The sequence below is a fragment of the Paractinoplanes brasiliensis genome (assembly GCF_004362215.1).
Lineage (GTDB): Bacteria > Actinomycetota > Actinomycetes > Mycobacteriales > Micromonosporaceae > Actinoplanes > Actinoplanes brasiliensis.
In genome coordinates, this window is record NZ_SNWR01000001.1 from 292098 (window position 1) to 313966 (window position 21869).

Below are 21869 nucleotides of genomic sequence, written 5' to 3' on the forward strand. Positions count from 1 at the left end.
GAGACGGCCATGGCCAAGACCATTCTCATCGTGGATGACTCCGCGTCGGTACGACAGGTCGTCAGCATCGCCCTGAAGGGTGCCGGCTACGAGGTGATCACGGGCACGGACGGCAAGGACGCACTGACCAAACTCAACGGGCAGCGCATCCACCTGATCATCTCGGACGTCAACATGCCGAACATGGACGGCATCACCTTCGTGGCCGAGGCGAAGAAGCTGCCCGCTTACAAGTTCACCCCGATCATCATGTTGACCACAGAATCCCAGGAGGACAAGAAGCGCCAGGCCCAAGCAGCAGGCGCCAAAGCGTGGGTGACCAAGCCGTTCCAGCCCGAGCAGATGCTCGGCGCGGTGGCAAAGCTGGTCCAACCGTGACAGCACCACGCCGGTTCGTCGTCGACGAGGAACTGACCATCGTGACCGCGGCCGACCACCGGCAGCGTCTGCTGGCCGCCCTGGGCGACCCCAACGGTCTGAGCATCGACCTGTCCGGGGTGGCGGACATCGACACCGCCGGTCTGCAGCTGCTGGTGATGGCACGCGCCGAAGGCGAGCGCCTGGGCATACCGGTCGAGTTCGCCGAGCCCAGCGCCGCTGTCACCGAGGCCCTGTCGTTGACCCGGCTGGAGCTGTGATGGCGCTCGACGACGATATGCGCGAAGCGCTCGACATGTTCGTGACCGAGGCGCGGGATCTGGTGCAGGGCCTGGAGGAAGGGCTGCTGGAACTCGAGGACCAGCCGTCCGGCGGGGAGACCGTCAACGCCGTGTTCCGGGCCGCGCACACGCTCAAGGGGTCGTCCGGCCTGTTCGGTCTGCAGCACCTGGTCGCCTTCACGCACGTCGTGGAGACCGTGCTGGGCTCGGTCCGTGACGGGACGTTGGACGTTACGCCGGGCCTGGTCAGCGCGCTGCTACCCTGCACCGACCACCTCTCCGCGATGATCGAGAACTTGGCCCGAGGGCAGCTCGAACCGGACGCCGCGCTGGCCGCCGACGGTACGCGACTGCTGTCCGGGCTGGAACCGTACCTCGCGGACGGCGGTGCCATGACCCCGGCCAGGGCGGCGCCCGGCGCCGACGCGGAGCCGCACGAAGGGGCGTGGCGGCTCGAGCTGGGCTTCGGTGAGGACTGCCTGCGCAACGGCATGGACCCGCTGTCGTTCCTGCGCTACCTGGCCACCCTCGGCACGGTGACTGATGTCGTCACGGTCACCGACCGGCTCCCGGATGCCGCCGAGATGGACCCCGAGTCCTGTTATTTCGGTTTCCAGGTGGATCTCGTCACCGCGGCCCCGAAGAGCGAGATCGAGGCGGTCTTCGACTTCGTCCGCGAGGACAGCGACATCCGGATCGTCCCGGCGGACAGCCAGCTCGACACGTACGTGCGGGCCATCCGTGCCATGCCGGAGAACGACCGCATCGGCGACGTGCTGGTGGCCAGCGGCGCGGTCACCGAACTGGAATTGGCCGAGGCGCTGCGCATCCAGCAGGAACGAGCCTTACGGGGGAAAACCCAGCCGGTCCCCATCGGCGAGATCCTGATCGAGCAGGGGATCGTCCAGCGGGGCATCGTGGACGCCGCGCTGGGCCGCCAGCGGCGGACCACCGAAACCCGCTCGCAGGACACGCGGACGATCCGGATCGACGCCGCCCGCCTGGACAAGCTCATCGACCTGGTCGGCGAATTGGTGATCGCCCAGTCGAGCACCGGCATACCGAGCAGTTCGGGAGGGGAAACGTCTGCCGAGGCACAGGGCGAGGTGATGCGGCTTGTCGACGAGGTCCGGCACAGCGCGCTCTCGCTGCGCATGGTGCCGATCGGCTCGACGTTTCGCCGCTTCGAGCGGGTGGTGCGCGATGTCTGCATGGAGTTGGGCAAGGAAGTGTCCCTGGTCATCACCGGCGGGGACGCCGAGATGGACAAGGCACTCGTGGAGCGAATCAGCGATCCGCTGCTGCACCTGGTGCGAAACTCGCTGGACCACGGGATCGAACTACCCGGGGAGCGACGCAATCGCGGCAAGACGCAGCAGGGCACGCTGCGGCTCAACGCCTATCACGACGCCGGGAACATCGTGATCGAGGTCGCTGACGATGGCCGGGGCCTGGACCGGGAACGCATCCTCGCCAAGGCTGTCGAACGGGAACTGGTCGCGCCCGGTACCCCCCTCACCGACTCCGAGGTCTACAACCTGATCTTCGAACCGGGCTTCTCCACCGCGGAGACCGTCTCCAACCTCTCCGGCCGCGGTGTCGGCATGGACGTGGTGAAGCGCAACGTCACCGCACTACGCGGCAGCATCGAGGTGGAGACGGCCCGGGGCGTCGGCACCACGATGCGCATCCGGCTTCCTCTCACCCTGGCCATCATCGACGGCTTCCTGGTCGGCGTCGGCTCCTCCTCGTTCATCGTGCCCCTCGACCGGGTGACCGAATGCGTCGAGCTACCGCCCGGCCCTCTCGTACGCGACTGCATGAACCTGCGCGGCGAAGTGCTGCCGTTCATCCGGCTCCGGCAGATCTTCGGGATTCCTGGCCAGGCGGCACGACGACAGAACGTCGTGATCGTCGAGCAGTCCGGACAGCGTACCGGCCTCGTCGTGGACAGCCTGCTCGGTGAGTTGCAGACAGTGATCAAGCCGCTCGGCATCCTCTTCAGCAGGGTGAAGTGCATCAGCGGGTCGACCATCCTCGGCAACGGCGAGATCGCTTTGATCCTCGACGTGGGCCCGCTGATCGCCGACCACTCCGATCGCGAACAGGTCCGCCAGGCCGTTCCGGTCGGCTGATCAGCGGGACGGATCCGCAGGCGGCGCTGTCCGCACGCGAGACCGCCCCGCGCCTGGCCGTCGTGGTGCAGGAAACCGGCGGCGAGGCGGCGCTGAGCGTGGCCGAGATGGTGCTGCTCGGAGCCTCAGTTCACGGGCCGCTGTGTCCCGTGCCGGTGAGCCAGGCGGTCTCGCCCTGGTGGAACGCGTCGAGCTCGGCCGGCCGGTCGTCGCCGAGCAGGTCCTGACTCACCGTCACGCCGCGGGTGGACTGGATCCAGGTGAGGAACCGGTAGGACGGCCGGAACCCGGCGAGCCGGCCCGCGTCCACCGGCAGCGCCTCACCCGCGTATACGGGACGTAACTCGTCGCGTTCCAGCAGGACCTCGAAGCTCATCAACTTCCACCGTCCGTCGACCCGTACGGCTCGGGAGAAGAACCGGCAATAGGCGTGGAAGTCGACCTCCACCCCCTCCACCATGGTCCGGTTGAAGATCTTCGCCGGGCTCTCGACGGTTGCCCGGTCGCCCCGGACCCGCGCGTAGGCGGGAAAGACCCAGTGCTTGCTGTTGCCGGTCCGCGCCATCCACGCCTTCGTCGCCTCGACGTAGGCCTCGCCGCCGTGTCCGTCGTACCACGTGGTCCGTACGTACGCGTCGTCGTGGAAGCAGTCCCGCATCACGTCGAAGAGCCGCTGGTCGCGGGCGAAGCGTTCCCGCCGTACGAGGTCGAACAGCTCCTCGCGGTCCAGGGTGGCGGCGTTCACCGCGGATACCCGAGGACGGCCTTGACCTCGAGGTACTCCTCGAAGCCGAACCGCCCGAACTCTCGCCCGTTGCCCGACTGCTTGTAGCCGCCGAAGGGCAGGCTGCGGTCGAACGGAGCGCCGTTGAGGTAGACGCGGCCCGCGCGGATGCGGTTGGCGACCCGGCGGGCGTGGCCGGGGTCCTTCGACTGCACGAAGCCCGCCAGCCCGTACGGCGTGTCGTTGGCGATCTCGACGGCCTCGTCCTCGGTGTCGTAGAGCAGGATCGAGAGCACGGGGCCGAAGATCTCCTCGCGCGCGATCCGCATCTGGGGCGTGACGTCGCCGAACACGGTCGGGCGGACGTAGAACCCCTTGCCGAGCCCGTCGGGGCGCCCCGGGCCGCCGGTCACGAGCGTCGCGCCCTCGTCGATGCCCGACTGCACGAGCGCGGTGATCTTGTCGAGCTGGGCCTGGCTCACCACGGGCCCCATCGTGGTCGACGGGTCGAACGGGTCCCCGAGCCGGACCTGTTCGACCGCCCGTCGCGCGGCGGCGTACGCCTCGTCGCGCTGCGAACGGTGCACGAGCATCCGCGTCGGCGACTGACAGTTCTGGCCGCCGTTGGTGTAGCACGAGTGCACCCCGGCGACGACCGCTGACTCCAGGTCCGCGTCGGGCAGGATGATGTTGGCCGACTTGCCGCCGAGCTCGAGCGCGACGCGTTTCACCGTGTCGGCCGCCAGCTTGGAGACCCTGATGCCGGCGCCGGTCGAGCCGGTGAGCGAGACCATGTCGATGCCCGGGTGCGCCGCGATGGCCTCGCCGACCGTGGGACCGTCGCCGTTGACGAGGTTGAACACCCCCGGCGGCAGCCCGGCGTCGTGGATGACCTCGGCGAGCAGCATGGCGCTGAGCGGCGCGATCTCGCTGGGCTTGAGGACCACGGCGCATCCGGTGGCGAGGGCCGGCGCCACCTTCGACGCGACCTGGTTCAGCGGCCAGTTCCACGGCGTGATGAGACCGCAGACCCCGATCGGCTCGCGCCGTACGATCCCGGCGCCCATCTCTTCCTCGAAGGGGTAGTCCGCGAGCACGCGGGCCGCCTCCTCGAAGTGGAACAGCGCCACCGTGGCCTGGCGCTCGGTCGAGAACGTGATCGGCGCCCCCATCTCGCGCGTCATCGTCCGGGCGATCTCGGGCAGCCGGGCCCGGAAGCCGGAGATGATCTGCTCGAGGTGCTTCAGTCTCTGCTCCACGCTGGTTTCCGCGTACGCGGGGAAGGCCTCGCGCGCCGCCGTCACCGCGCGGTCGACATCCTCGGCCGTCCCGAGGCTGATCGTCGCGAACGTCTCCTCGGTCGCGGGGTCGAGGACACCCAAGGTCCGCGGCGCGGCCGGGTCGACCCACGCGCCCCCGATGTAGAACTGGCGCCTAGTGAACATGTCGCTCTGCAACCTCCTGACGAGCCACGGTGAGCGGGACGTCGACGCGCGAGCGGAGCTCGTCGAACGAGATCCCCCACGTCTCCCTGACGAGAACCTGGTCGCCGGTGATCTCGAACGTGGCGACATCGGTGTAGATCCGGTCCACGCATCGCAGCGCGGTGAGCGGATACGTGCATTCTCTGACGAGCTTCGGCTCACCTGTCCTGGTGAACAGCGACATCAGCACGAAGACCTGCTTGGCGCCGACGGCGAGGTCCATCGCCCCGCCGACCGCCGGGATCGCGTCGGGCTCACCGGTGTGCCAGTTGGCGAGGTCCCCCGATGCCGAGACCTGGTAGGCGCCGAGGACGCACAGGTCGATGTGGCCGCCCCGCATCATGGCGAACGAGTCGGCGTGGTGGAAGTAGGAGGCGCCGGGCAGCTCGGTCACGGGGAACTTGCCGGCGTTGATCAGGTCGGGGTCGATCGCGTCGCCCGTCGCCGCCGGGCCCATGCCGAGCATGCCGTTCTCGGTGTGCAGGGTGATTCCCGCGTACGGGGGAAGGTGGTCGCCGACGGTCGTGGGCTGACCGATGCCGAGGTTGACGTACGCCCCTCGCGGGATGTCGGCGGCGACCACCCGGGCCATCTCGTCGCGTCCGAGCGGCCCACGATCGGTGTGCTCGACGATCATGACGGCACCCGCACCATCCGGTCGACGTAGATGCCCGGGGTGACCACGGCCTCGGGATCCAGCGCTCCCGGCTCGACGACGTGCCGCACCTGCACGACGGTGGTCGTCGCGGCCGTCGCCATGACGGGAGCGAAGTTGCGGGCCGTCTTGCGGTAGACGAGGTTGCCGAGGGTGTCAGCGGTGTGGGCGCTGATGAGCGCGACGTCGCCGGCGATCGGCAGCTCGAGGACGTACGTGCGGCCGTCGAACTCGCGGGTCTCCTTGCCCTCGGCGAGCAGGGTCCCGACCCCCGTACGGGTGTAGAACCCGCCGATCCCGGCTCCGGCGGCACGCATGCGCTCGGCCAGGTTCCCCTGCGGCGCGACCTCGAGCTCGATCTTCCCGCTGCGGTACAGCTCGTCGAAGACCCAGGAGTCCTTCTGGCGGGGGAACGAGCACACGACCTTGCGCACCTGCCCGGCCGCGAGCAGCGCCGCGAGCCCGGTGTCCGCGTTGCCCGCGTTGTTCGACACGACGGTGAGGTCCCGCGCGCCCTGCCGGATCAACGCGTCGATCAGCTCGAACGGCATGCCCGCCGTGCCGAAACCGCCGACCAGCACCGTCGAGCCGTCGGCGATGCCGCTGACCGCCTCGTCGGCAGAAACGCAGAGCACCGTCATGCGACGTTCTCCAGCACGACCGCCAAACCCTGGCCCACGCCGATGCAGATGGCCGCCATACCCCACCGTTCACCCGACTCCGCGAGCCGCGCCGCGAGGGTCCCGAGAATGCGCCCGCCGGAGGCGCCCAGGGGGTGTCCGATGGCGATCGCCCCGCCCCTGGCGTTGACGACCTCGGCGCCCCGCAGCCCGAGCTCGAGCCAGGCGTCGACGCAGGCGATCGACTGGACGGCGAACGCCTCGTTCAGCTCGACGGCGCCGACGTCGCCCCAGGTGATGCCCGCCCGCTCGAGCGCGTCGTTGGCGGCCTCGACCGGGGCGTAGCCGAACCGCTGCGGCTGCAGCGCCGACCAGCCGCGACCGGCGATCCGCGCGACCGGGTCACGACCGATGGCGGTGGCCGCGTTCGCCGAGCCCAGCAGGACGGCGCTCGCGCCGTCGTTCAACGGCGAGCAGTTGCCGGCGGTGATCGTCCCGTCGGGCCGGAACGCCGGCTTCAGCCCGGCCAGCGCCTCGATCGTCGTGTCGGCGCGGATGCTCTCGTCCCGGACCAGGTCGGCGCCGGGGACGGGCACCACGAGGTCGTCGTAGAAGCCCTTCTCCCACGCCTCGGCCGCGAGGCGGTGCGAGCGGGCGCCGAACTCGTCCTGCCGCTCGCGAGAGATCGAGAACTTCTCCCGCAGCTGCTCGTTGCACTCGCCCAGCGAGACCGTCCACTCGGCCGGCATCCGCTCGTTCACCAGACGCCAGCCCAGCGTCGTCGAGACGGCGGTCACGTCACCCGCCGGGAACCGCCGCGACGGCTTCGGCAGGACCCACGGCGCCCGCGTCATCGACTCGACGCCTCCGGCGATCGCGATCTGCGCGTCGCCGGTCTCGATCATGCGGGAGGCCATCATGGCGGCGTCCAGCGAGGAGCCGCAGAGCCGGTTCACCGTGGTCGCGGGCACCGAGACGGGCATGCCGGCCAGCAGCACGGCCATCCGGCCGACGTTGCGGTTGTCCTCGCCCGCGCCGTTGGCGTTGCCCCAGAACACGTCGCCGACCAGGCCGGGATCCAGGCCCGGCGAGCGGTCGAGAAGTCCCCTCAGCGCGGTCGCGGCCAGATCGTCGGTCCTCGTGTCGGCCAGGGCCCCGTTGAACCGGCCGAACGGGGTCCGGACCGACGCGTACACGAAGGAGCTGCTCATCGGGTCGTCTCCACTTCCTGCCCGCAGGAGGGCGTCGTTTCGTGCCAGTTCGGAAGGACGTGCCGCCCGACGAGGTCGAGCGTGTGGCGGGCGACGTCCGGCGGGGTGCCGGACGGGGCGACCCGCAGCTGGACGGACGTGACCCCGGCCCGGACGTACCGGGCGATCGTCGCGTCGATCTCGTCGGGCGTGCCCACCATGGGGAGCTCGACCTCGGCGGGGCCGTCCGCGCCCATCCAGGAGCCCCGCTCGGTGTAGTAGCCGGTCGCGGCCTTCAGGTGACGCGCGGCGAGCTCCCGTGCGGTGGCCGCATCCTCGTGGACGAGGCAGAGCCTGGTGGTGGCGACCACTCCTCCCATCCCGTCGCGACACGACCAGTACGCGGCCGCCTGCTTGATCAACAGGTCGTCGCGGTAGTTCGTCGCGCCGTAGAAGCCGTCGGCGAGCGTCGCCGCACGACGGGCCGAGGCGGCCACCTTGCCGCCCACCAGGATCCGCGGCCCGCCGCGACGCGCCGGGGGTGGGACTGCCGCCGGCGCGTCGGCGGACCAGGCCTCGCGCAGCAGCTTCAGCGTGGCGTCGAAGGCCGCGCCGGCCGGACCTGACGCCGGCAGCCCGGCCCGCTGGGCGACCTCCGGGCTGCCGAGCCCGAGGCCGAGGGTGAGCTTCCCGCCGCACAGCTGGTCGAGCAGTGCGGCCTCGTGAGCCAGCTTCCGCGGGCTGTACGCGCGCAGGAGCAGCACAGCCGACCCCAGCGCCAGGGACGTCCGGCCGGCCAGATGCCCCAGGACCATCAGGGCGGACGGAAGGTGGAACGGCTGAGGGACCGCGTGGTAGCTCTCCCCCACCCATGCGGAGCCGAACCCGAGCTGCTCCGCATGGGCGAGCATCGTGACTGTGCGATCCACCTGCGGGCGTACGGGCTCCCGGGAGCTCAGGTCGAGCGCGATCCCCAGCCGCATTCAGCCGGCGCTCTCTGCTTGCTTGACGACGTCGTCGTACGAGAAGTTGTTGAACGCCTGGAACATCGCGTCGGTGTAGATGTCCTTCGCCGGGAACTTCTTGATCAGTCCGGCCGAGGCCATGAAGTCGAGCGAGCGGGTGAACGCGGCGTCGTCGATGCGGCCCAGGGTCTTGTCGTCGAAGCCCTGTCCTTCCAGGCGGACCTGGAGGACCTTGACCCCGTCGGCCAGCGCCTTCTCCTCCGGGTCGGACCCGCGGGTCTCCGGGTAGAGCTTCCACAGGTCGCGGATCGCGGCCTCCGGATTGGCCTTGGCGAAGACGAACGCTTTCGCCACCGCACGACCGAACCGTTCGAGGACGTCCTTCTTGGCCTCGAGGTTCTTCTCGGTCGTCGCGAAGCCGCCGCCCCACGCCTCCTCCGTCTCCTTGACCGGAAGCGGCGTCATGGTGACGCCGGCGTTCTTGACCATCTGGTACTGGATGTCCCAGAGCGCCAGCGCGTCGACCTGGCCGGTCTTGATGGCGTTGATCTGCTGGGCGCCGGCGCCGATCGGCACCAGGGCCGCGGCGTCCTGGCTCATCCCGTTGAGCTCGAGCGCGGTCCGGGCGAACGTCGCGCCGGAGCTCGCGACCGCGGAGACGCCGATCTTCTTGCCCTTGAGGTCGGCGATGCTCCTCACCGCCGACCCGTCCGGCACCTGCAGGCTGTAGATCCACTTCGCCCAGTAGGAGCTGAAATAGCTCAGGTTCAGGTTCTTGTCGTGCCCGATGGCCACGGGCTCGACCGTCATGAGGCCGAGGTCGGCCCCGCCGCCGGCGACCTGCTGCGCCGCCTGGGTGGCCGACGGGAACAGGTTGGTCGTGACCTTCAGGCCCTCCTGTTCGTAGAAGCCCTCGGCCTCCACGACCGCCATGACCGCGTAGCCGGCGTTCCAGCTCGGGGAGGCCATCGCGAACCGCACCGGCGTCAGCTCGCCGGCCGTGGCCGAGTCGCCGGATCCGCTGTCGTCGCCGCACGCGCTCAGCGTCGCCGCCACGCACAGGACGGCGACCGCACCACTCAGCACCTTTATCGCTCGTCTGGTTCTCACGACGGAACCTCCATTTATGTGTTGGGCATCGGGTAGGTGTCTTCGTTGAGCACTCGGCCCGGCGTCCGGGAGAAGTCCAGACGCGGCGGACAGAAGATGTCGATCAGCTGGTTGGTCCCCGATCCCACGGCCTCGCTGGTGTGGATCATGGGCGGCGGGATCACGGCCACCGAGGGACTGCCGCACCGCAGGTGCTGGTCCTCGCGCCACTCGCTGCGCCGCTTCGACCACGGGGTCCGCAGGTGGTGGACGTACTCCCCCTCCACGGCGAGCGAGCACTGCTCGAAGTCGTCGTGGTCGTGCGGCGAGAGGCTGTCGGGATCACGCGGGCCGACCCGGGGCGCCAGAAAATTGATCATGAAGGTGCTGCACCGCACGATCTGGCCCGGGCGGACGGCGTCCTGGGTCACCTCCAGGTCGGCCAGCCGGTAGGGGCGGATGCGATAACCCTCCGGCGGGTCCGGCCACGGCTCGAACGGCTTGGTGTTCGGGTGCGGTTCCGCGTACGAGTCCCGGTTGCGCGCCTTGTCCAGCAGGTCGGTGGAGCGGGCGCTGAACAGCCGTACGACGGTGCAGTCCTCGACGCCGGCGATCGCGCTGTTGCCGGGCGGGACCATCACCACCGCCTTGCCCGAGACCCGTTCGACCTCCCCCTGCGTACGGATCTCGACGCTGCATTGCTCGTACGGGAGGATCACGACGTACTCGTCCGGCTGGTCACCCCGCTCCAGCACGTCACCGGCGACCAGCGTCGTGTGGGCGAGCACGAAGTTGTGTCCGCGGAAGTACCACGTCGACGATCCGCCGGGGGTCGTCTCGTCGGGATCGCCCGTGCCGAGGTCGGAGAACTCCACGTCGGGCGGGGTGGCCAGGGTGGTCATCGCCTGTCCTTTCGAGTGAATGCGGTTCAGTCGTCCAGGCCCAGCAGGAACGCCGGGTTGTCGCAGAAGATCTGCCGCAGCGACCGCTCGTCCAGGCCGAGGTCGAGCAGCGCGGTCGCGACGCGGATGTAGGAGTCCACCGGCAACGGCCGATCCTTCTGACCGAGGTCGGAGGCCATCACGGTGTGCTCCGGGCCGACCTTCTCGATCCAGTCCAGGAGGATCTTCGGGTCCCACTTCTTGGTTCCCTCGGGGTCGTAGAAGCCGGTCTCGTGCTCGATGTACGCCCCATAGCCGACGAGCTCACGGCACTTCGCCAGGTCCGCGCCGATGACGTAGTCGGGATGGTTGAGCAGCATCCGGGTGACGCCCTTGTCCCTGGCCGCGGCGAACAGCTGGGTGATCGACTCGGTTTCCATGTGACCGCCGGTCACCATCGCGCCGGTCTCCTTCACCAGGTCGAGCACCTCGTGGACCTCACCGATGAGCTCACCGTTCTCCTGGTGGATGTCGACCCGGGACGACGGCACCTCGACGCTCGCCGTGGGGAAGCCGACGCCCTCCGGATGACAGTCGATGTGCCGGCCGGCCGAGAACGTCGGGAACCACACGGCTCGGCCGCCCATGCGCAGTGACATGGCCACCGCTTGCGGATTGATGCCGCCGACCATGCTGTTCAGGGTGATGCCGCCGAAGACCGGGGTGCTGATCCCGGCCAGCCGGTCGCGCATGGCGAGCAGGTCCATGACGGTGTTGTGGTGGTGGGACTTCACCAGCACGCCGCGCATGCCGAGCCGCTCGCCGTCCTTGGCGGCCTCGGCATGGTCGATGCGCCGGGGGAACGGATTCGGGCCGGAATGGCAGTGCAGGTCAACGCAGCCGTTCAGCAGCTTGATGACGGCGGGCGTGTCACTCATGAAGCCTCCTGGATTCGGCAGCGTTCGCATCACAGACTGAGAGTTCGCTATCCGGTCTGTCAAGGGAGGGTTTCGGATGGCCCTTTCCCGAAACCAGCTGGAAAACCTTGCAGTGCGATAGCGCTCGTGCTTACGCTCCGTCCGTACTGCGAACCTCATGTACTACTTTTTGACACTCAACGGGACGGTGAGAGCTGATGGCCGAGGGCCAGGCCGACAAGCAGGCGACTGCTCGCGAGCAGGACATCCAGGCCGTGAGCCGGACCGCGCAGATCCTCGGGCTGTTCGGTCCCGAGACTCCGGAGCTGTCCGTCGCGGAGACCACCCGCCGGCTCGGTCTGAACCGGACCACGGTGCACCGCTACTTCAGCTCGATGATCAGCTCCGGCCTGCTCGAGCGCGTCGAGGACTCCGCACTCGTCCGTCCCGGACGGTCGATCCTGCAGCTGGGCAGCTTCATGCTGGGACAGCAGCGCATCATGCAGATGGCGCCGGCCCACCTGCGCGAGCTCGCGCTCGACATAAAGGTCAGCACCGTGCTGTCGCTGTGGGGCACCTCCGGCCCGGTGGTCTCGCTGGTGGAGGAGGCCGACCATGCCACCCTCGTGACGGTGCGGGTGGGCTCGCAGCTCGCCCTGAACTCCTCGCAGGCCAAGGTCTTCCTGGCGTTCCTCCCCGACCAGTTCCACGCCGAACGGCTCACCGGAAGCATCCCCGAGCCCCAGCGCACCGAGACCCGCCGTCGCATCGAGACGATCCGGCAGGCCGGCATGAGCAGCAACGTCAACCACCGCGGCATCTGCGTCCTCGCGGCGCCGGTGTTCGCGGCCGGCGGCATCTGCGCCACGATCGCGGCCGTCGGCACCGAGCGGATGCTGCCCGAGGCGCTGGACTCCCGGGAGGCCATGGCCTTGAAGGCCGTCTGCAAGCGACTGACCAAGGAGATGGGCGGCACGTGGCCCGAGGGAACCGATTGATCGCTGCCGGCACGACAACCGCATCAGGGGAGGAAGGACAGGCATGCCCACCAGCACCGACACCGACTGCGTGATCCGCTTGGACTCGCTGTCCATGATCTACCCGACGAAGTCCGGCGGGAGCGTCCAGGCCCTGGACGACATCTCCCTCAGCGTCCGGGCCGGTGAGTTCATCTCCATCGTCGGCCCCAGCGGCTGCGGCAAGAGCACGCTGCTGCGCATCATCATGGGCCTGTCCCGCCAGACGTCCGGCCAGGTCACCTTCGGGCCGTCGGACGACACCCACCGCAACCAGCTCGGGATGGTCTTCCAGCAGCCGCTGCTGCTGCCGTGGCGCACCGTGCGCAAGAACCTGATGACGTCGCCGGACCTGCACCACGCCCGGGACGCCGCGACCCACGCGAAGGCCGACGAGCTGCTGGTGATGCTCGGCCTGCAGGAGTTCGGCGACCGGTACCCCAACGAGCTGTCCGGCGGCATGCAGCAGCGGGTCGGGATCGGCCGCGCCCTGATGCACGACCCGCGCATCCTGCTCATGGACGAGCCGTTCGGCGCCCTCGACGCGATGACCCGCGACCAGATGGGACTGGACCTGCTGAGGATCTGGGACTCCGACCGCAAGACCGTGCTGTTCGTGACGCACAGCATCCCCGAGGCGGTGCTGCTCGCCGACCGCGTCGTGGTCATGACGCCGCGGCCCGGCCGGTTGGCGGACGTCGTCGAGGTCGGGCTCCCCCGGCCGCGGCGGCTCGAGAACATCAACACGCCCGCGTTCGGCGAGATCGTCCTGAAGATCCGCAAGCTGCTCGACTCCGAGCACAGCGCCCACTAGGAGACGTGATGTCCACCAACACTGTGCCCGTGGAGGCGCCGACGAGCCTGGACACCCGACCCCGGCGCCGGCGCCGCCGGGTACCGGAGATCACCTACAGCGTGCTGGTGTTCCTCGGGCTGTTGGTGGTCTGGCAGGTCGTCGTGAAGCTGTTCGACGTCTCCAACATCCTCGTCCCCGCCCCCACGGCCGTCGGCGGCTCGCTGGTCGACGGCTTCCAGGACGGCAGCCTGGTGACCCACTCGATCGTCACCCTCAAGGAGATCCTGATCGGGTTCGGCATCGCGGTCGGCTCGGCACTGCTCGCCGCGGTCCTGATCACCCAGTTCCGGGCGGTGGAGCGGGTGCTCTTCCCGCTGCTCATCCTGACCCAGACCATCCCCAAGGTCGCCATGGCGCCTCTGCTGATCATCTGGTTCGGCATCGGGATCAGCTCGAAGGTGCTGACCGTGGCCCTGATCGCGTTCTTCCCCCTGCTCATCAACGCCATCCTGGGATTCCGGTCCGCCGCGCACGAGCAGGTCGAGATGCTCCGGTCGTTCGGCGCGTCCCGCATGCAGGTCATGCGGCACCTGCAGATCCCGTCGGCGCTTCCGCACATCTTCGCGGGACTCGAGGTCGCCGTCATCCTGTCCGTGACCGGCGCCGTGGTCGCGGAGTTCGTGGGCAGCTCCGAAGGTCTGGGCTACCTGATCCAGGCGAGCAACTTCACCCTGGACGTGGCCAGGACCTTCGCGGTGATCGTGGTGCTGTCGGCCGTCGGCATCGTCCTGCACGCGGTCGTCGTGCAGCTCGGCAAATGGCTGGTCTTCTGGACAGCCACCCCCACCGACACCGCCGGCGAGGTCTGAGCCATGGCACGGATGCGCGACGGGATCAACGGCGGCACGCTCGGGACCTGGATCAAGCTCGCCGGGCCCGAGAGCGTCGAGATCATGGCGTACGCGGGCTTCGACTTCGTGGTCATCGACCTCGAGCACACGGCGCTGGATCTGGGCGCCGCCTCGAACCACATCGCGATGGCCCGCGCCCTCGGGATGGACCCGCTCGTCCGGGTGCCCGACCACGGCCTCAGCGTGATCCAGCGGGTCCTGGACGCCGGCGCGGCGGGGGTGGTCGTGCCGCACGTCGACACGGCCGAGCAGGCCCGGGCGGTCGTGCGGGCCACCTGCTTCCCGCCGCGCGGCGACCGCGGGTCCGGCAGCACCAGCCGGGCGGGCCGCTGGGGACTGCTGCCCCGGACGGACTACCTGGAGTACGGCAACGAGCAGGCCCTGTGCGTCGTCCAGCTCGAGAGCGAGGTGGCGATCAGGAACGCGAAGCAGATCCTGGCGCTCGACGGCATCGGCGCCGGGTTCGTCGGGACGGCCGACCTCTCGATGTCGATGGGAGTCCCGGCGGGAAGCGACGAAGTGGACCGGCTCGTCACCTCCGCGCTGGCGGCCGCCGCCGCGGCAGGTGTTCCCCTGGGCACCGCGTGCGCCACGAGCGACCAGGCCCTGGCCGCACTGGACCGGGGCTACGACTACGTGGTGGTCAGCAACGACACCTCGATCCTGGCCGCCGGGGCGCGGGCGATCGTGAACGCGCTGAAAGCGACCGCCCGATGAGCGCGCCCCGTGTCGCCGTCGTGACGGGTTCCAGCTCCGGAATCGGCGAAGGGATCGCCCGCGCGCTCGCCGCCGACGGCTTCACCGTCGTGGTGCACTCGGCCACCTCGGCCGACGCCGGTGAGCGGCTCGCGGCCGAGCTCCCGGGGGCGAGTTACGTCCAGGCCGACATCGCCGACCCTTTTGACGCGGTACGCCTGGTGGAGACGACCGTGGAACGGCACGGCCGGCTCGACCTGCTGGTGAACAACGCCGGGGTGTCGCGATCCGTCCCCCACCCCGACCTCGACGCGATCACCCCCGGCGACTGGCACCAGATCCTCGGCGTCAACGTCGTCGGGACGTGGCAGGTCTCCGTCGCCGCCGTGAAGGTCATGGAGCCCGGCAGCCAGATCGTCAACATCACGTCGGTGGGCGGCTCGCGTCCCCTCGGCAGCTCGATCCCCTACTCCGTCAGCAAGGCCGCGCTCGACCACCTGACAAGGCTGCTGGCCAAGGCCGTGGGACCGGACATCCGGGTGAACGCGATCGCCCCCGGCCCGGTCGAGACCCGGCTGACCGCAGACAGCCTCGGCCCGCGGGCGGTGCGCACCGCGGCGATGACACCGCTGGGAAGGCTCGGCCGGCCCTCCGACGTCGCAGCGATGGTCCTGGCCCTCACCAAGGTCCCCTTCATCACCGGCGAGGTCATCCACATCGACGGCGGCATCAACCTCATCACCCACATGGACCTGCCTCGCCCCGACGCGTGACCCGCCCGGCCGCGCTTCGTCGAACTGAGCGGCGGTCAGGAGGCGGCGGTCGAGAAGTCGGTCGAGCGGCTCGCGTCGGCCCACTTCTCGGCCTCGGCGGTGCGTGCCGCGTCTGACTCCAACGCCAAGGCGAGCGCGTCGGAGCCGAGCAGCAGCCGGCGCGGCGGGTCGTCGCAGGCGACGGTGGCAACGATGGCCCGCGCCGCCCGCTGCGGATGTGTCCGGGCTGCCAGTCAGCGGCATCGGGCCGGCGGCGAACCCGCCGCCGGCCCTCACCGGTTCTCAGCTCCTCCAGAACTCCAGCAGGTCCCGGTCCAGCGCCACTTGGTAAGCCCCGGCGATGCCGTGCGGCGCCCCCGGATAGACCTTCAGCGTCCCGTTCTTCACGAGGTCGATCGACTTCAGAGCCGCGTCGGCGATCGGCACGATCTGGTCCGCGTCGCCTTGGCAGATCAGCACCGGAACGTCCAGCGCCAGGAGGTCGTCGGTGAAGTTGGTCTCCGAGAACGCCGCGATGCAGTCGTACGCCGCCTTCAGGCTCATCTGCATGCCCAGTCGCCAGAACTGCTCGCGCTGGCCCTGTGACACGCCCGACCCCTTGTTGATGCCGAAGAACTGTTCGGAGAGGTCCATGAAGTACTGGGACCGGTCGGCCATCACACCGGCCCGGATGCCGTCGAAGACCTCGATCGGCGTACCGTCCGGATTGCTGTCGGACTTGACCATGATCGGCGGCACGGCGCCCACCGTTACGATCTTGGCCACCCGTCCGCCGCCGTGCTGCGCGGCGAACCGCACCACCTCGCCGCCGCCGGTGGAATGCCCGACCAGAATGACGTCGTCGAGGCCGAGCGCGTCGACCACGGCGGCCAGGTCGGCGGCGTACGTGTCCATGTCGTGGCCGTGCCAGGTCTGCGACGAGCGTCCTTGCCCGCGCCGGTCGTGGGCGATCGCGCGGAAGCCGTTGTCGGCGGCGAGCTTCATCTCGACGTCCCACGCGTCGCCGCTCAGCGGCCAGCCATGGCTGAAGACGACCGGCTGGCCGCCGCCCCAGTCCTTGTAGAAGATGTCCGTGCCGTCGGCGGTGGTGACGAAAGGCATCTCTGCCTCCTCCTGTGCGTGTTCCTGTGGGTCGCCTTCGAGGCTGCCGGGCCGGCGCGGGCCTGCCATCGGGTGTTGTCCACACCCGTAGCCGCCCTTTGTTGAGGAGGAGGAACACCGGTGGCCGGAGTCGTCACCATCCCGGGGCGCCGTTCGTCGACGGCAGGACGAGCAGAGCCTGAAGGAACATGACAAAGAGCTCACAGAGCCCGAACAACAGCACGAGCGCGGCGGCATACAGCCAGAACGGAAACTTGCCCATGCCGTTCACCGAACCAAGCCGGCCGGCCGGCGTCAGTGGGCGATCGGCCCACCACACGCACGGGATTCGGGGCCCGCACCCAGGGGGCTGCGGGCCCCCGGACGGCCTCGAGCGCCTTCACACCGAGCCGCTGGCGCCGTTGGCGCTGTTCCGGGTGCGCAGTTTCGCTGCCGCGTTCGCCACTGCCGTCCTCGCGTTTCTGGCGTTCTCCGGCCTGCTGTCCCCCAACACCCTCTATCTGCAAGAGGTGCGCGACGTAAGCACCTTCCACGCGGGACTGCTCACCTTGCCCCTGGCGGCCGCAACGGTCATCGCAGCACCGTTGTCGGGAAGTATGACGCGATTCGGCCCCCGCCCGCCGTTGCTGATCGCCGAAGCCCTGACGACGGCGGCACTGCTGCTGCTCGTGACACCGACGGCCCCGGGACGCCCGGGGCTGGATCGTTTGGTGCTAGGTGACGGGCTGTGGCGCGGCCATCGTCGCGCCGGCAGTTCGGAGATGACGACCACTCTCAGGCGGCCGTGCGGCCGGCCGGAGCCGGATCCGGGCGCCGGCTCAGCGATTCCAGATGGATGGCCAGTCGCAGCCGGAGACCGTTGATGCCTTCCGACCAGTCGTCGCCGAGCAAGCGGGAGATCCGTTCGAGCCGTTTGCTCATGGTGTTCGGGTGAATATAGAGCTTGCGGGCCGCGGCTGCGGCGTTGCCGCCGGTGGCCAGGAAGGCCCGGACGGTCGAGACCAGGTCGACGTTGTGCTCTCGGTCGTAGTCGACGAGCGGGCTCAGGGTGGAGTCGAGCAGGTCGCGAATGTCATCGGCCCGGTCCGGATCGAACAGTGGCCTGAACAGGGCCAGTTCGCTGGTGGTCGCGGCGGCCCCCGGGGCGCCGGCTACCTTGAGCAGGGCCAGCCCGTGGCGTACGGCTTGGACGGTGTCACTGAGACGGCCACCAGCCGGGGTCAACGGCTCCGAGACGCAGATGAACGGCCGTGCCCCGATGACCCGCCGGATCCGCGAGGCGAGCGCGTCCGCAGCGCGCCGGGGGTCGGTGCCGGGTAGCAGAGCCAGATGAATTCCCTCGTGCAGCCCCCCGATACCGCCGAGCAGAGCTGCCGAGTCGGCCACCAACGGGTCGAGCACGGCGCCGTCAGCGGCCGTCAGAGCCACCAGGACGTGCGGGCGGTCCAGACCGAAGTTGTTCGCCTCGGCCATCACTCGGACTGATCTTGGCAAGGCCCGGTGTGCGCCGAGCAGCTCGGCAAACAGGTCGGCTCGAACCTCCTCGTACGCTTGTCGCAGCGCGCTCCGCCGGGTCAGCAGCGCCCCGAGCACGGCTGCCGCCCGGCGCAAGTCGGCCAGGCCGTCCTCGGAGAACGGCGTGTCCCGCACCGTCATCAGCGTGCCTTGTGACCGACCGGACCCGGTGACGGAGATGGCGTAACGGGTGACCGAGCCGCACTCGACGACGACCCGGCCAGGGGCCGCGGCAGCCCGGTTGATCAGGTCGCTACCGGCCACCGGAAACCCGTCAGGAGCCGATCCTGCGAGCATTTGCCCGTACGGGCCCAGCAGCACGACCGGCGTCCCCAGCGCCTTGCCGATGATGGTCAGCGCGATGGCCGGCTCCGGTGGCTCGGCTGCCGCTACCAGTTGCAGCAGCTCGTCGATCATGGCGGTGGAACGGTCCCGGTCCCCCAGCCGTCCAGCCAGTTCGCCGGCATGACGGCGGCTGGCCGTCAGAGCGTCGACCACCTCGAGCTGCCCGGCCGCGACGTGCGCGAAGTGGCTCAGGACGGCCATGTGCTGGGCCGCGAAAGGAGTCGCATCGCGCCGGGCGAGGTGCAGCACGACCTTGTTCGCGCCGGTGACCGGCAGCTGCACGGCCAGCACCGGCCCGATCCTGTCCTGCCGGATCGCCGCGTCAGCCGAGGCGTCGTGGGGAAACAGGGTGGAATCGAGGTACGACGGCACCGCGAAAGGAACCGCCGACCTGACCGCAACCGCGGCCATGCCACCAGCTCGGCCCACCACCCTCAACGCATCGGGCACCGTCAGACCCGACGCGGCGTAGCCTCGCCACCCGTCGCTGCTGTTGCCGACCACGAGCCACGCTGCGTCGACCGGCGCGGCCAGCCGGGACGCGGCGGACAGGATCGCGTCGCTCAGCCGCGCCACGGTGTCGCGCCGGCCGAGGTCGGCAGTGGCCTGATACAAGGACAACAGCGCCAGTTCTCGACGTCGGCGCTCCTGAGTTCGTCCGGCGGCGTGCAGTGCGGCCGGCGCGACGGCAGCCGTGTCGAGATCGATGCCGTGGCTCGAAGCCACGCCGTGCAGGCCTCGCAGCGCACGGTCGACGGCTGCGGCGGGCGACTCGCCGGTCACCGCGTCCAGCACTGCCGAAAGCGCCCCGGCCAGCAGTCGTCCTGGTGTGGCCGGCGGGTTTCGGAGGGTGACCGGGAACCGGTCGTCCTTGGAAAGTTGGTTCATCATCGGGGGCACCGCCTTCAGATCGTGGTGGCGTCAATCTGCGGCATGGGTGCGCCGGTAAACATCGCACGGATGAGGGACAGCTGAACGCGGCGGGTGTCCCCCTGATGTCAAACGCGGAGGTCAGGCGGGCGCGGGTGCGGGCAGACCAGTTCCGGGCCGCAGCGTGCCACCGCTCACAGCGTCACGCCGGCCGAGGTCGCGCGGCCCCGCTGAGGCGGTCACCCACCTTCACGAAGCCGAGGCGAGCAGATCGGTCCAGGACAACAACCGAAGCACGCGGCGGGTCATCGGATCGAGCCCGACAACGGTGACGGCACGGTCGGCATCGCGGATCGACCGAGCCGCCACGTTGAGGATCCGGAGCCCGCCGACATCGATGAAGTCCACCTCCGACATGTCAATTCGTATGTCCCCCGCCGCCGACACCAGTTCCGCGATCGCCGAGTCCAGGATGTCGTGGGTGGCCAGATCGATCTCCCCCTGGAGCCGCAGCACCCGGCCCGAGGTTCCGCCGACGGCCGACGTGGCTAGCAACGGTCGCCCCGGAGGGAGCCGGACGCAGGTCGCTCGATGCCGACCGGGTTCGCGGGCAGTGATGTGTTCGTTGGTGTGCACACTCGGGATTCCCCTCACATCGACTCGCCCCTACCCTCGGCGGAACCGTGGCCGCCCGCATCGGGTGAGGTCCCCACCGGCGGAGCGGTGCCGCTGTATGCGATCGCCACCTCATGTGCAGCGGCCTCTGCTCCGCAAACTCAACGGCATGCGAGAGGCACTTTCCCGTCCCGTTGCCACGGCGGCGCTGACGGTGGCCGCGGGCGCCACCGACCTCTTGGCTCTGACCGTTCTCGGCGGTGCCTTCGCGAGCATCGTGACCGGAAACCTGATCATGTTCGGCTACGGCATCTCCACCACCGACCCCCACCGCGTGATACCGGCAGCGGTGGCTGTGCTGGGTTATGCGGCCGGAGTCCTGATCTGGTCGTGGATCTGGCGGTCCCGCCCCACAGCCGTCCGCGGACCGCTGATCGCCGAGCTCGTCCTGCTGGTCATCGTCGCCGCGGGCCTTGTGATGACCGGCGAAGAGCCGGCCATTGTGCCGGCGCGGCTGCTGCTGGCCGGGGCTGCCGTGGCGATGGGCGGTCAGAGCACCGTCGGGTTACGTCTCGGCGCTGCCACCACCTACATGACCGGCCTGGTCGCGACGACAACGCGCGATCAGGCGACGGGGCGGCATCGTGCCGTGGCGCCGACCCTGTTCACGCTGACCGCACTGGTGGCCGGCTCGGCCGCCGCGGCCGCCTTCTTGGCCGGCCCGCGCTGGCCCGCGGCGCTGCTCGAGCCTGTCATGGTCGGCACGGCCATCGTATTGTTGCCGGCCAAGATCGAGACAGCTGGACCAAACGCTCCTGCGCCGCCGGCCCGCCACCTCCGATGAAGTGCAATCCGAAAGCGACCCACCCGTCACCAGCGGCCGGTGGGCCACCTCCACGTTGGACCGCGCGCCCGGGTTCTCTGCACTGGAGGAGTCGGCACACCTACCCAGCGATCGGGAGACATCATGAGCCTTTCACGACAAGTGGCCGCGCCGCCGAAGGGTGCCTGGTTACTGGTGCTGGCCGTGGGCGGTGGGCTGTTCGAGCTGCTTCGCCGCGCGCTCGCCGACACCCGGAATCCAAATCTGGTCCCGACTCTGCTGCTCCTCGGCGCGGTTGTTGTGCCGGCGGCATTCGTCACGTTCATTCGCGGGCGCCGGATGACGTTCTCGGTTGACGGCGGCACCATCGCCCTGATCGCGTTCCTTGGTGGCATCGCAGGAGTCACCGCGGCCGGCACGCTCGAGGCCGACACCTTGCACGACCTCGGGACGCTTCCGAAACTGGCGGTTGGGCTGATCGAGGAGTCAGCCAAGTTGATCGCACCAGTTCTGGTTCTGGTGTTCACCCGGCACCGCCGTCCGGCGGACGGGTTGCTGATCGGGGTGGCGAGCGGGGCCGGGTTCGCCGCACTCGAGACGATGGGGTACGCGTTCGTGGCCCTCGTCCAGAGCCAGGGCGATCTCGCCGCGGCCGACGGCATCCTCCTGTTACGCGGCTTGCTCAGCCCGGCTGCCCACATGGCCTGGACCGGACTGACTGCGGCTGCTCTGTGGTCGGCCGCCAACCACCGATGGTCGGCTGCAGCCACCGCCCGGTTCGCTCTGGCCTTCGTCGCTGCCGTTGGACTGCACGCGGCGTGGGACTCGATCGGATCCTTCATCGGATATGCCGTCATCGGCCTGCTCAGTCTCGGACCGCTGGCCATCGCCGCGCACCGCCTCGGCGTACGGGACAGGACCGAGCGGGCCGCCGTCGCCAACGGCCTGCTCGCCGCGGACTGACGGGCCAAGATCGGATCGCGGGCATCGGTGTGCCCGGCACGGGAGTCTCGCACGCGGTGTTACGGGAACGGGCCGGTCGTTCACAGGAACGGCCGGCCCGTACACCGAGGAACCAGGTTCGTCGCG

24 protein-coding genes are annotated in these 21869 nt (G+C 69.6%); 11 read left to right on the forward strand and 13 right to left on the reverse strand.

Annotated elements, in window-relative coordinates; genetic code table 11:
- The first annotated feature begins 9 nt into the window (after positions 1–9).
- From C8E87_RS01110 to C8E87_RS01120, 3 genes are read left to right on the forward strand one after another with little or no spacing between them, the layout of a single operon-like run.
- A complete protein-coding gene (locus C8E87_RS01110) occupies positions 10–378 on the forward strand; it encodes a response regulator (RefSeq protein WP_133871332.1) in 369 nt (122 codons plus the stop codon).
- The gene (locus tag C8E87_RS01115) at positions 375–638 is read left to right on the forward strand and encodes an STAS domain-containing protein (RefSeq protein ID WP_133871333.1); all 264 of its coding nucleotides are present in this window, start codon (positions 375–377) and stop codon (positions 636–638) included. Before C8E87_RS01110 ends, C8E87_RS01115 begins: the two co-directional genes overlap by 4 nt.
- Entirely contained in the window at positions 638–2794 is a 2157-nt protein-coding gene (locus C8E87_RS01120; protein WP_133871334.1) for a chemotaxis protein CheA, read from the forward strand. Before C8E87_RS01115 ends, C8E87_RS01120 begins: the two co-directional genes overlap by 1 nt.
- A 130-nt stretch (positions 2795–2924) precedes the next feature.
- Here C8E87_RS01120 and C8E87_RS01130 read toward each other — a convergent pair whose 3' ends face one another.
- From C8E87_RS01130 to C8E87_RS01170, 9 genes are read right to left on the reverse strand one after another with little or no spacing between them, the layout of a single operon-like run.
- Positions 2925–3539, reverse strand: coding sequence for a nuclear transport factor 2 family protein (locus C8E87_RS01130; RefSeq protein ID WP_133871335.1), 615 nt, complete (start codon positions 3537–3539; stop codon positions 2925–2927).
- Positions 3536–4963, reverse strand: coding sequence for an aldehyde dehydrogenase family protein (locus C8E87_RS01135; RefSeq protein WP_133871336.1), 1428 nt, complete (start codon positions 4961–4963; stop codon positions 3536–3538). The genes C8E87_RS01130 and C8E87_RS01135 overlap by 4 nt, the downstream gene beginning before the upstream one ends.
- Entirely contained in the window at positions 4953–5639 is a 687-nt protein-coding gene (locus tag C8E87_RS01140) for a 3-oxoacid CoA-transferase subunit B (protein WP_133871337.1), read from the reverse strand. Before C8E87_RS01140 ends, C8E87_RS01135 begins: the two co-directional genes overlap by 11 nt.
- The gene (locus C8E87_RS01145) at positions 5636–6298 is read right to left on the reverse strand and encodes a 3-oxoacid CoA-transferase subunit A (protein WP_133871338.1); all 663 of its coding nucleotides are present in this window, start codon (positions 6296–6298) and stop codon (positions 5636–5638) included. The genes C8E87_RS01140 and C8E87_RS01145 overlap by 4 nt, the downstream gene beginning before the upstream one ends.
- A complete protein-coding gene (locus C8E87_RS01150) occupies positions 6295–7488 on the reverse strand; it encodes a thiolase family protein (protein ID WP_133871339.1) in 1194 nt (397 codons plus the stop codon). Before C8E87_RS01150 ends, C8E87_RS01145 begins: the two co-directional genes overlap by 4 nt.
- Positions 7485–8450, reverse strand: a complete 966-nt coding sequence (locus C8E87_RS01155) for an LLM class flavin-dependent oxidoreductase (RefSeq protein WP_133871340.1) — start codon at positions 8448–8450, stop codon at positions 7485–7487. The genes C8E87_RS01150 and C8E87_RS01155 overlap by 4 nt, the downstream gene beginning before the upstream one ends.
- A complete protein-coding gene (locus C8E87_RS01160) occupies positions 8451–9542 on the reverse strand; it encodes an ABC transporter substrate-binding protein (protein WP_203720962.1) in 1092 nt (363 codons plus the stop codon).
- Positions 9543–9556: 14 nt separating this feature from the next.
- Positions 9557–10423, reverse strand: coding sequence for a cupin domain-containing protein (locus C8E87_RS01165; RefSeq protein ID WP_133871341.1), 867 nt, complete (start codon positions 10421–10423; stop codon positions 9557–9559).
- A gap of 26 nt (positions 10424–10449) precedes the next feature.
- Entirely contained in the window at positions 10450–11340 is an 891-nt protein-coding gene (locus tag C8E87_RS01170) for a DUF6282 family protein (RefSeq protein WP_133871342.1), read from the reverse strand.
- Between the two features lie 197 nt (positions 11341–11537).
- Here C8E87_RS01170 and C8E87_RS01175 point away from each other — a divergent pair, with 197 nt between their 5' ends.
- From C8E87_RS01175 to C8E87_RS01195, 5 genes are read left to right on the forward strand one after another with little or no spacing between them, the layout of a single operon-like run.
- Positions 11538–12317 (forward strand): IclR family transcriptional regulator, encoded by a 780-nt coding sequence (locus C8E87_RS01175; RefSeq protein ID WP_133871343.1) that lies wholly within the window; start codon positions 11538–11540, stop codon positions 12315–12317.
- Positions 12318–12360: 43 nt separating this feature from the next.
- Positions 12361–13149 (forward strand): ABC transporter ATP-binding protein, encoded by a 789-nt coding sequence (locus C8E87_RS01180; RefSeq protein ID WP_133871344.1) that lies wholly within the window; start codon positions 12361–12363, stop codon positions 13147–13149.
- Positions 13150–13157: 8 nt separating this feature from the next.
- Positions 13158–14000: an ABC transporter permease gene (locus tag C8E87_RS01185; protein WP_203720961.1), complete on the forward strand. Its 843-nt coding sequence runs from the start codon at positions 13158–13160 to the stop codon at positions 13998–14000.
- Between the two features lie 3 nt (positions 14001–14003).
- Positions 14004–14759 (forward strand): HpcH/HpaI aldolase family protein, encoded by a 756-nt coding sequence (locus C8E87_RS01190; protein ID WP_203720960.1) that lies wholly within the window; start codon positions 14004–14006, stop codon positions 14757–14759.
- On the forward strand, positions 14756–15511 hold the full coding sequence (locus C8E87_RS01195) for an SDR family NAD(P)-dependent oxidoreductase (protein ID WP_166661017.1): 756 nt from the start codon (positions 14756–14758) through the stop codon (positions 15509–15511). The genes C8E87_RS01190 and C8E87_RS01195 overlap by 4 nt, the downstream gene beginning before the upstream one ends.
- Positions 15512–15793: 282 nt before the next feature.
- On the opposite strand, the gene C8E87_RS01200 is transcribed toward C8E87_RS01195, so the two are convergent.
- Together C8E87_RS01200 and C8E87_RS45130 are read right to left on the reverse strand one after the other, a co-directional pair.
- Positions 15794–16612 (reverse strand): alpha/beta fold hydrolase, encoded by an 819-nt coding sequence (locus tag C8E87_RS01200; protein ID WP_133871345.1) that lies wholly within the window; start codon positions 16610–16612, stop codon positions 15794–15796.
- A 133-nt stretch (positions 16613–16745) separates the two neighbouring features.
- Complete coding sequence (locus tag C8E87_RS45130) at positions 16746–16931, reverse strand: hypothetical protein (RefSeq protein WP_239080636.1); 186 nt, start codon at positions 16929–16931, stop codon at positions 16746–16748.
- Between C8E87_RS45130 and C8E87_RS01205 the strand changes: the two genes are divergently transcribed.
- The gene (locus tag C8E87_RS01205) at positions 16873–17475 is read left to right on the forward strand and encodes an MFS transporter (protein WP_239080626.1); all 603 of its coding nucleotides are present in this window, start codon (positions 16873–16875) and stop codon (positions 17473–17475) included. The genes C8E87_RS45130 and C8E87_RS01205 overlap by 59 nt on opposite strands.
- On the opposite strand, the gene C8E87_RS01210 is transcribed toward C8E87_RS01205, so the two are convergent.
- Positions 17387–19363 (reverse strand): PucR family transcriptional regulator, encoded by a 1977-nt coding sequence (locus C8E87_RS01210; RefSeq protein ID WP_133871347.1) that lies wholly within the window; start codon positions 19361–19363, stop codon positions 17387–17389. The two genes, C8E87_RS01205 and C8E87_RS01210, sit on opposite strands and share 89 nt — an antisense overlap.
- Before the next feature lie 228 nt (positions 19364–19591).
- On the reverse strand, positions 19592–19858 hold the full coding sequence (locus tag C8E87_RS01215) for an STAS domain-containing protein (protein WP_166661018.1): 267 nt from the start codon (positions 19856–19858) through the stop codon (positions 19592–19594).
- Between the two features lie 268 nt (positions 19859–20126).
- Here C8E87_RS01215 and C8E87_RS43425 point away from each other — a divergent pair, with 268 nt between their 5' ends.
- The gene (locus tag C8E87_RS43425) at positions 20127–20801 is read left to right on the forward strand and encodes a YoaK family protein (protein ID WP_166661019.1); all 675 of its coding nucleotides are present in this window, start codon (positions 20127–20129) and stop codon (positions 20799–20801) included.
- A 123-nt stretch (positions 20802–20924) separates the two neighbouring features.
- Positions 20925–21743 carry a PrsW family intramembrane metalloprotease gene (locus tag C8E87_RS01225; RefSeq protein WP_133871349.1) on the forward strand — a complete coding sequence of 273 codons (819 nt, stop codon included), beginning with the start codon at positions 20925–20927 and terminating at the stop codon, positions 21741–21743.
- Positions 21744–21869 lie beyond the last annotated feature (126 nt).

What these genes read in the sequence shown, in the direction of transcription:
- C8E87_RS01110 (WP_133871332.1), top strand. Translation starts at nt 10, where the DNA reads ATGGCCAAGACCATTCTCATCGTGGATGACTCCGCGTCGGTACGACAG.
- C8E87_RS01120 (WP_133871334.1), top strand. Translation starts at nt 638, where the DNA reads ATGGCGCTCGACGACGATATGCGCGAAGCGCTCGACATGTTCGTGACC.
- C8E87_RS01135 (WP_133871336.1), bottom strand. Translation starts at nt 4,963, where the DNA reads ATGTTCACTAGGCGCCAGTTCTACATCGGGGGCGCGTGGGTCGACCCG.
- C8E87_RS01140 (WP_133871337.1), bottom strand. Translation starts at nt 5,639, where the DNA reads ATGATCGTCGAGCACACCGATCGTGGGCCGCTCGGACGCGACGAGATG.
- C8E87_RS01145 (WP_133871338.1), bottom strand. Translation starts at nt 6,298, where the DNA reads ATGACGGTGCTCTGCGTTTCTGCCGACGAGGCGGTCAGCGGCATCGCC.
- C8E87_RS01150 (WP_133871339.1), bottom strand. Translation starts at nt 7,488, where the DNA reads ATGAGCAGCTCCTTCGTGTACGCGTCGGTCCGGACCCCGTTCGGCCGG.
- C8E87_RS01155 (WP_133871340.1), bottom strand. Translation starts at nt 8,450, where the DNA reads ATGCGGCTGGGGATCGCGCTCGACCTGAGCTCCCGGGAGCCCGTACGC.
- C8E87_RS01165 (WP_133871341.1), bottom strand. Translation starts at nt 10,423, where the DNA reads ATGACCACCCTGGCCACCCCGCCCGACGTGGAGTTCTCCGACCTCGGC.
- C8E87_RS01170 (WP_133871342.1), bottom strand. Translation starts at nt 11,340, where the DNA reads ATGAGTGACACGCCCGCCGTCATCAAGCTGCTGAACGGCTGCGTTGAC.
- C8E87_RS01175 (WP_133871343.1), top strand. Translation starts at nt 11,538, where the DNA reads ATGGCCGAGGGCCAGGCCGACAAGCAGGCGACTGCTCGCGAGCAGGAC.
- C8E87_RS01180 (WP_133871344.1), top strand. Translation starts at nt 12,361, where the DNA reads ATGCCCACCAGCACCGACACCGACTGCGTGATCCGCTTGGACTCGCTG.
- C8E87_RS01185 (WP_203720961.1), top strand. Translation starts at nt 13,158, where the DNA reads ATGTCCACCAACACTGTGCCCGTGGAGGCGCCGACGAGCCTGGACACC.
- C8E87_RS01190 (WP_203720960.1), top strand. Translation starts at nt 14,004, where the DNA reads ATGGCACGGATGCGCGACGGGATCAACGGCGGCACGCTCGGGACCTGG.
- C8E87_RS01195 (WP_166661017.1), top strand. Translation starts at nt 14,756, where the DNA reads ATGAGCGCGCCCCGTGTCGCCGTCGTGACGGGTTCCAGCTCCGGAATC.
- C8E87_RS01200 (WP_133871345.1), bottom strand. Translation starts at nt 16,612, where the DNA reads ATGCCTTTCGTCACCACCGCCGACGGCACGGACATCTTCTACAAGGAC.
- C8E87_RS01205 (WP_239080626.1), top strand. Translation starts at nt 16,873, where the DNA reads ATGCCGTTCACCGAACCAAGCCGGCCGGCCGGCGTCAGTGGGCGATCG.
- C8E87_RS01210 (WP_133871347.1), bottom strand. Translation starts at nt 19,363, where the DNA reads ATGATGAACCAACTTTCCAAGGACGACCGGTTCCCGGTCACCCTCCGA.
- C8E87_RS43425 (WP_166661019.1), top strand. Translation starts at nt 20,127, where the DNA reads ATGCGAGAGGCACTTTCCCGTCCCGTTGCCACGGCGGCGCTGACGGTG.
- C8E87_RS01225 (WP_133871349.1), top strand. Translation starts at nt 20,925, where the DNA reads ATGAGCCTTTCACGACAAGTGGCCGCGCCGCCGAAGGGTGCCTGGTTA.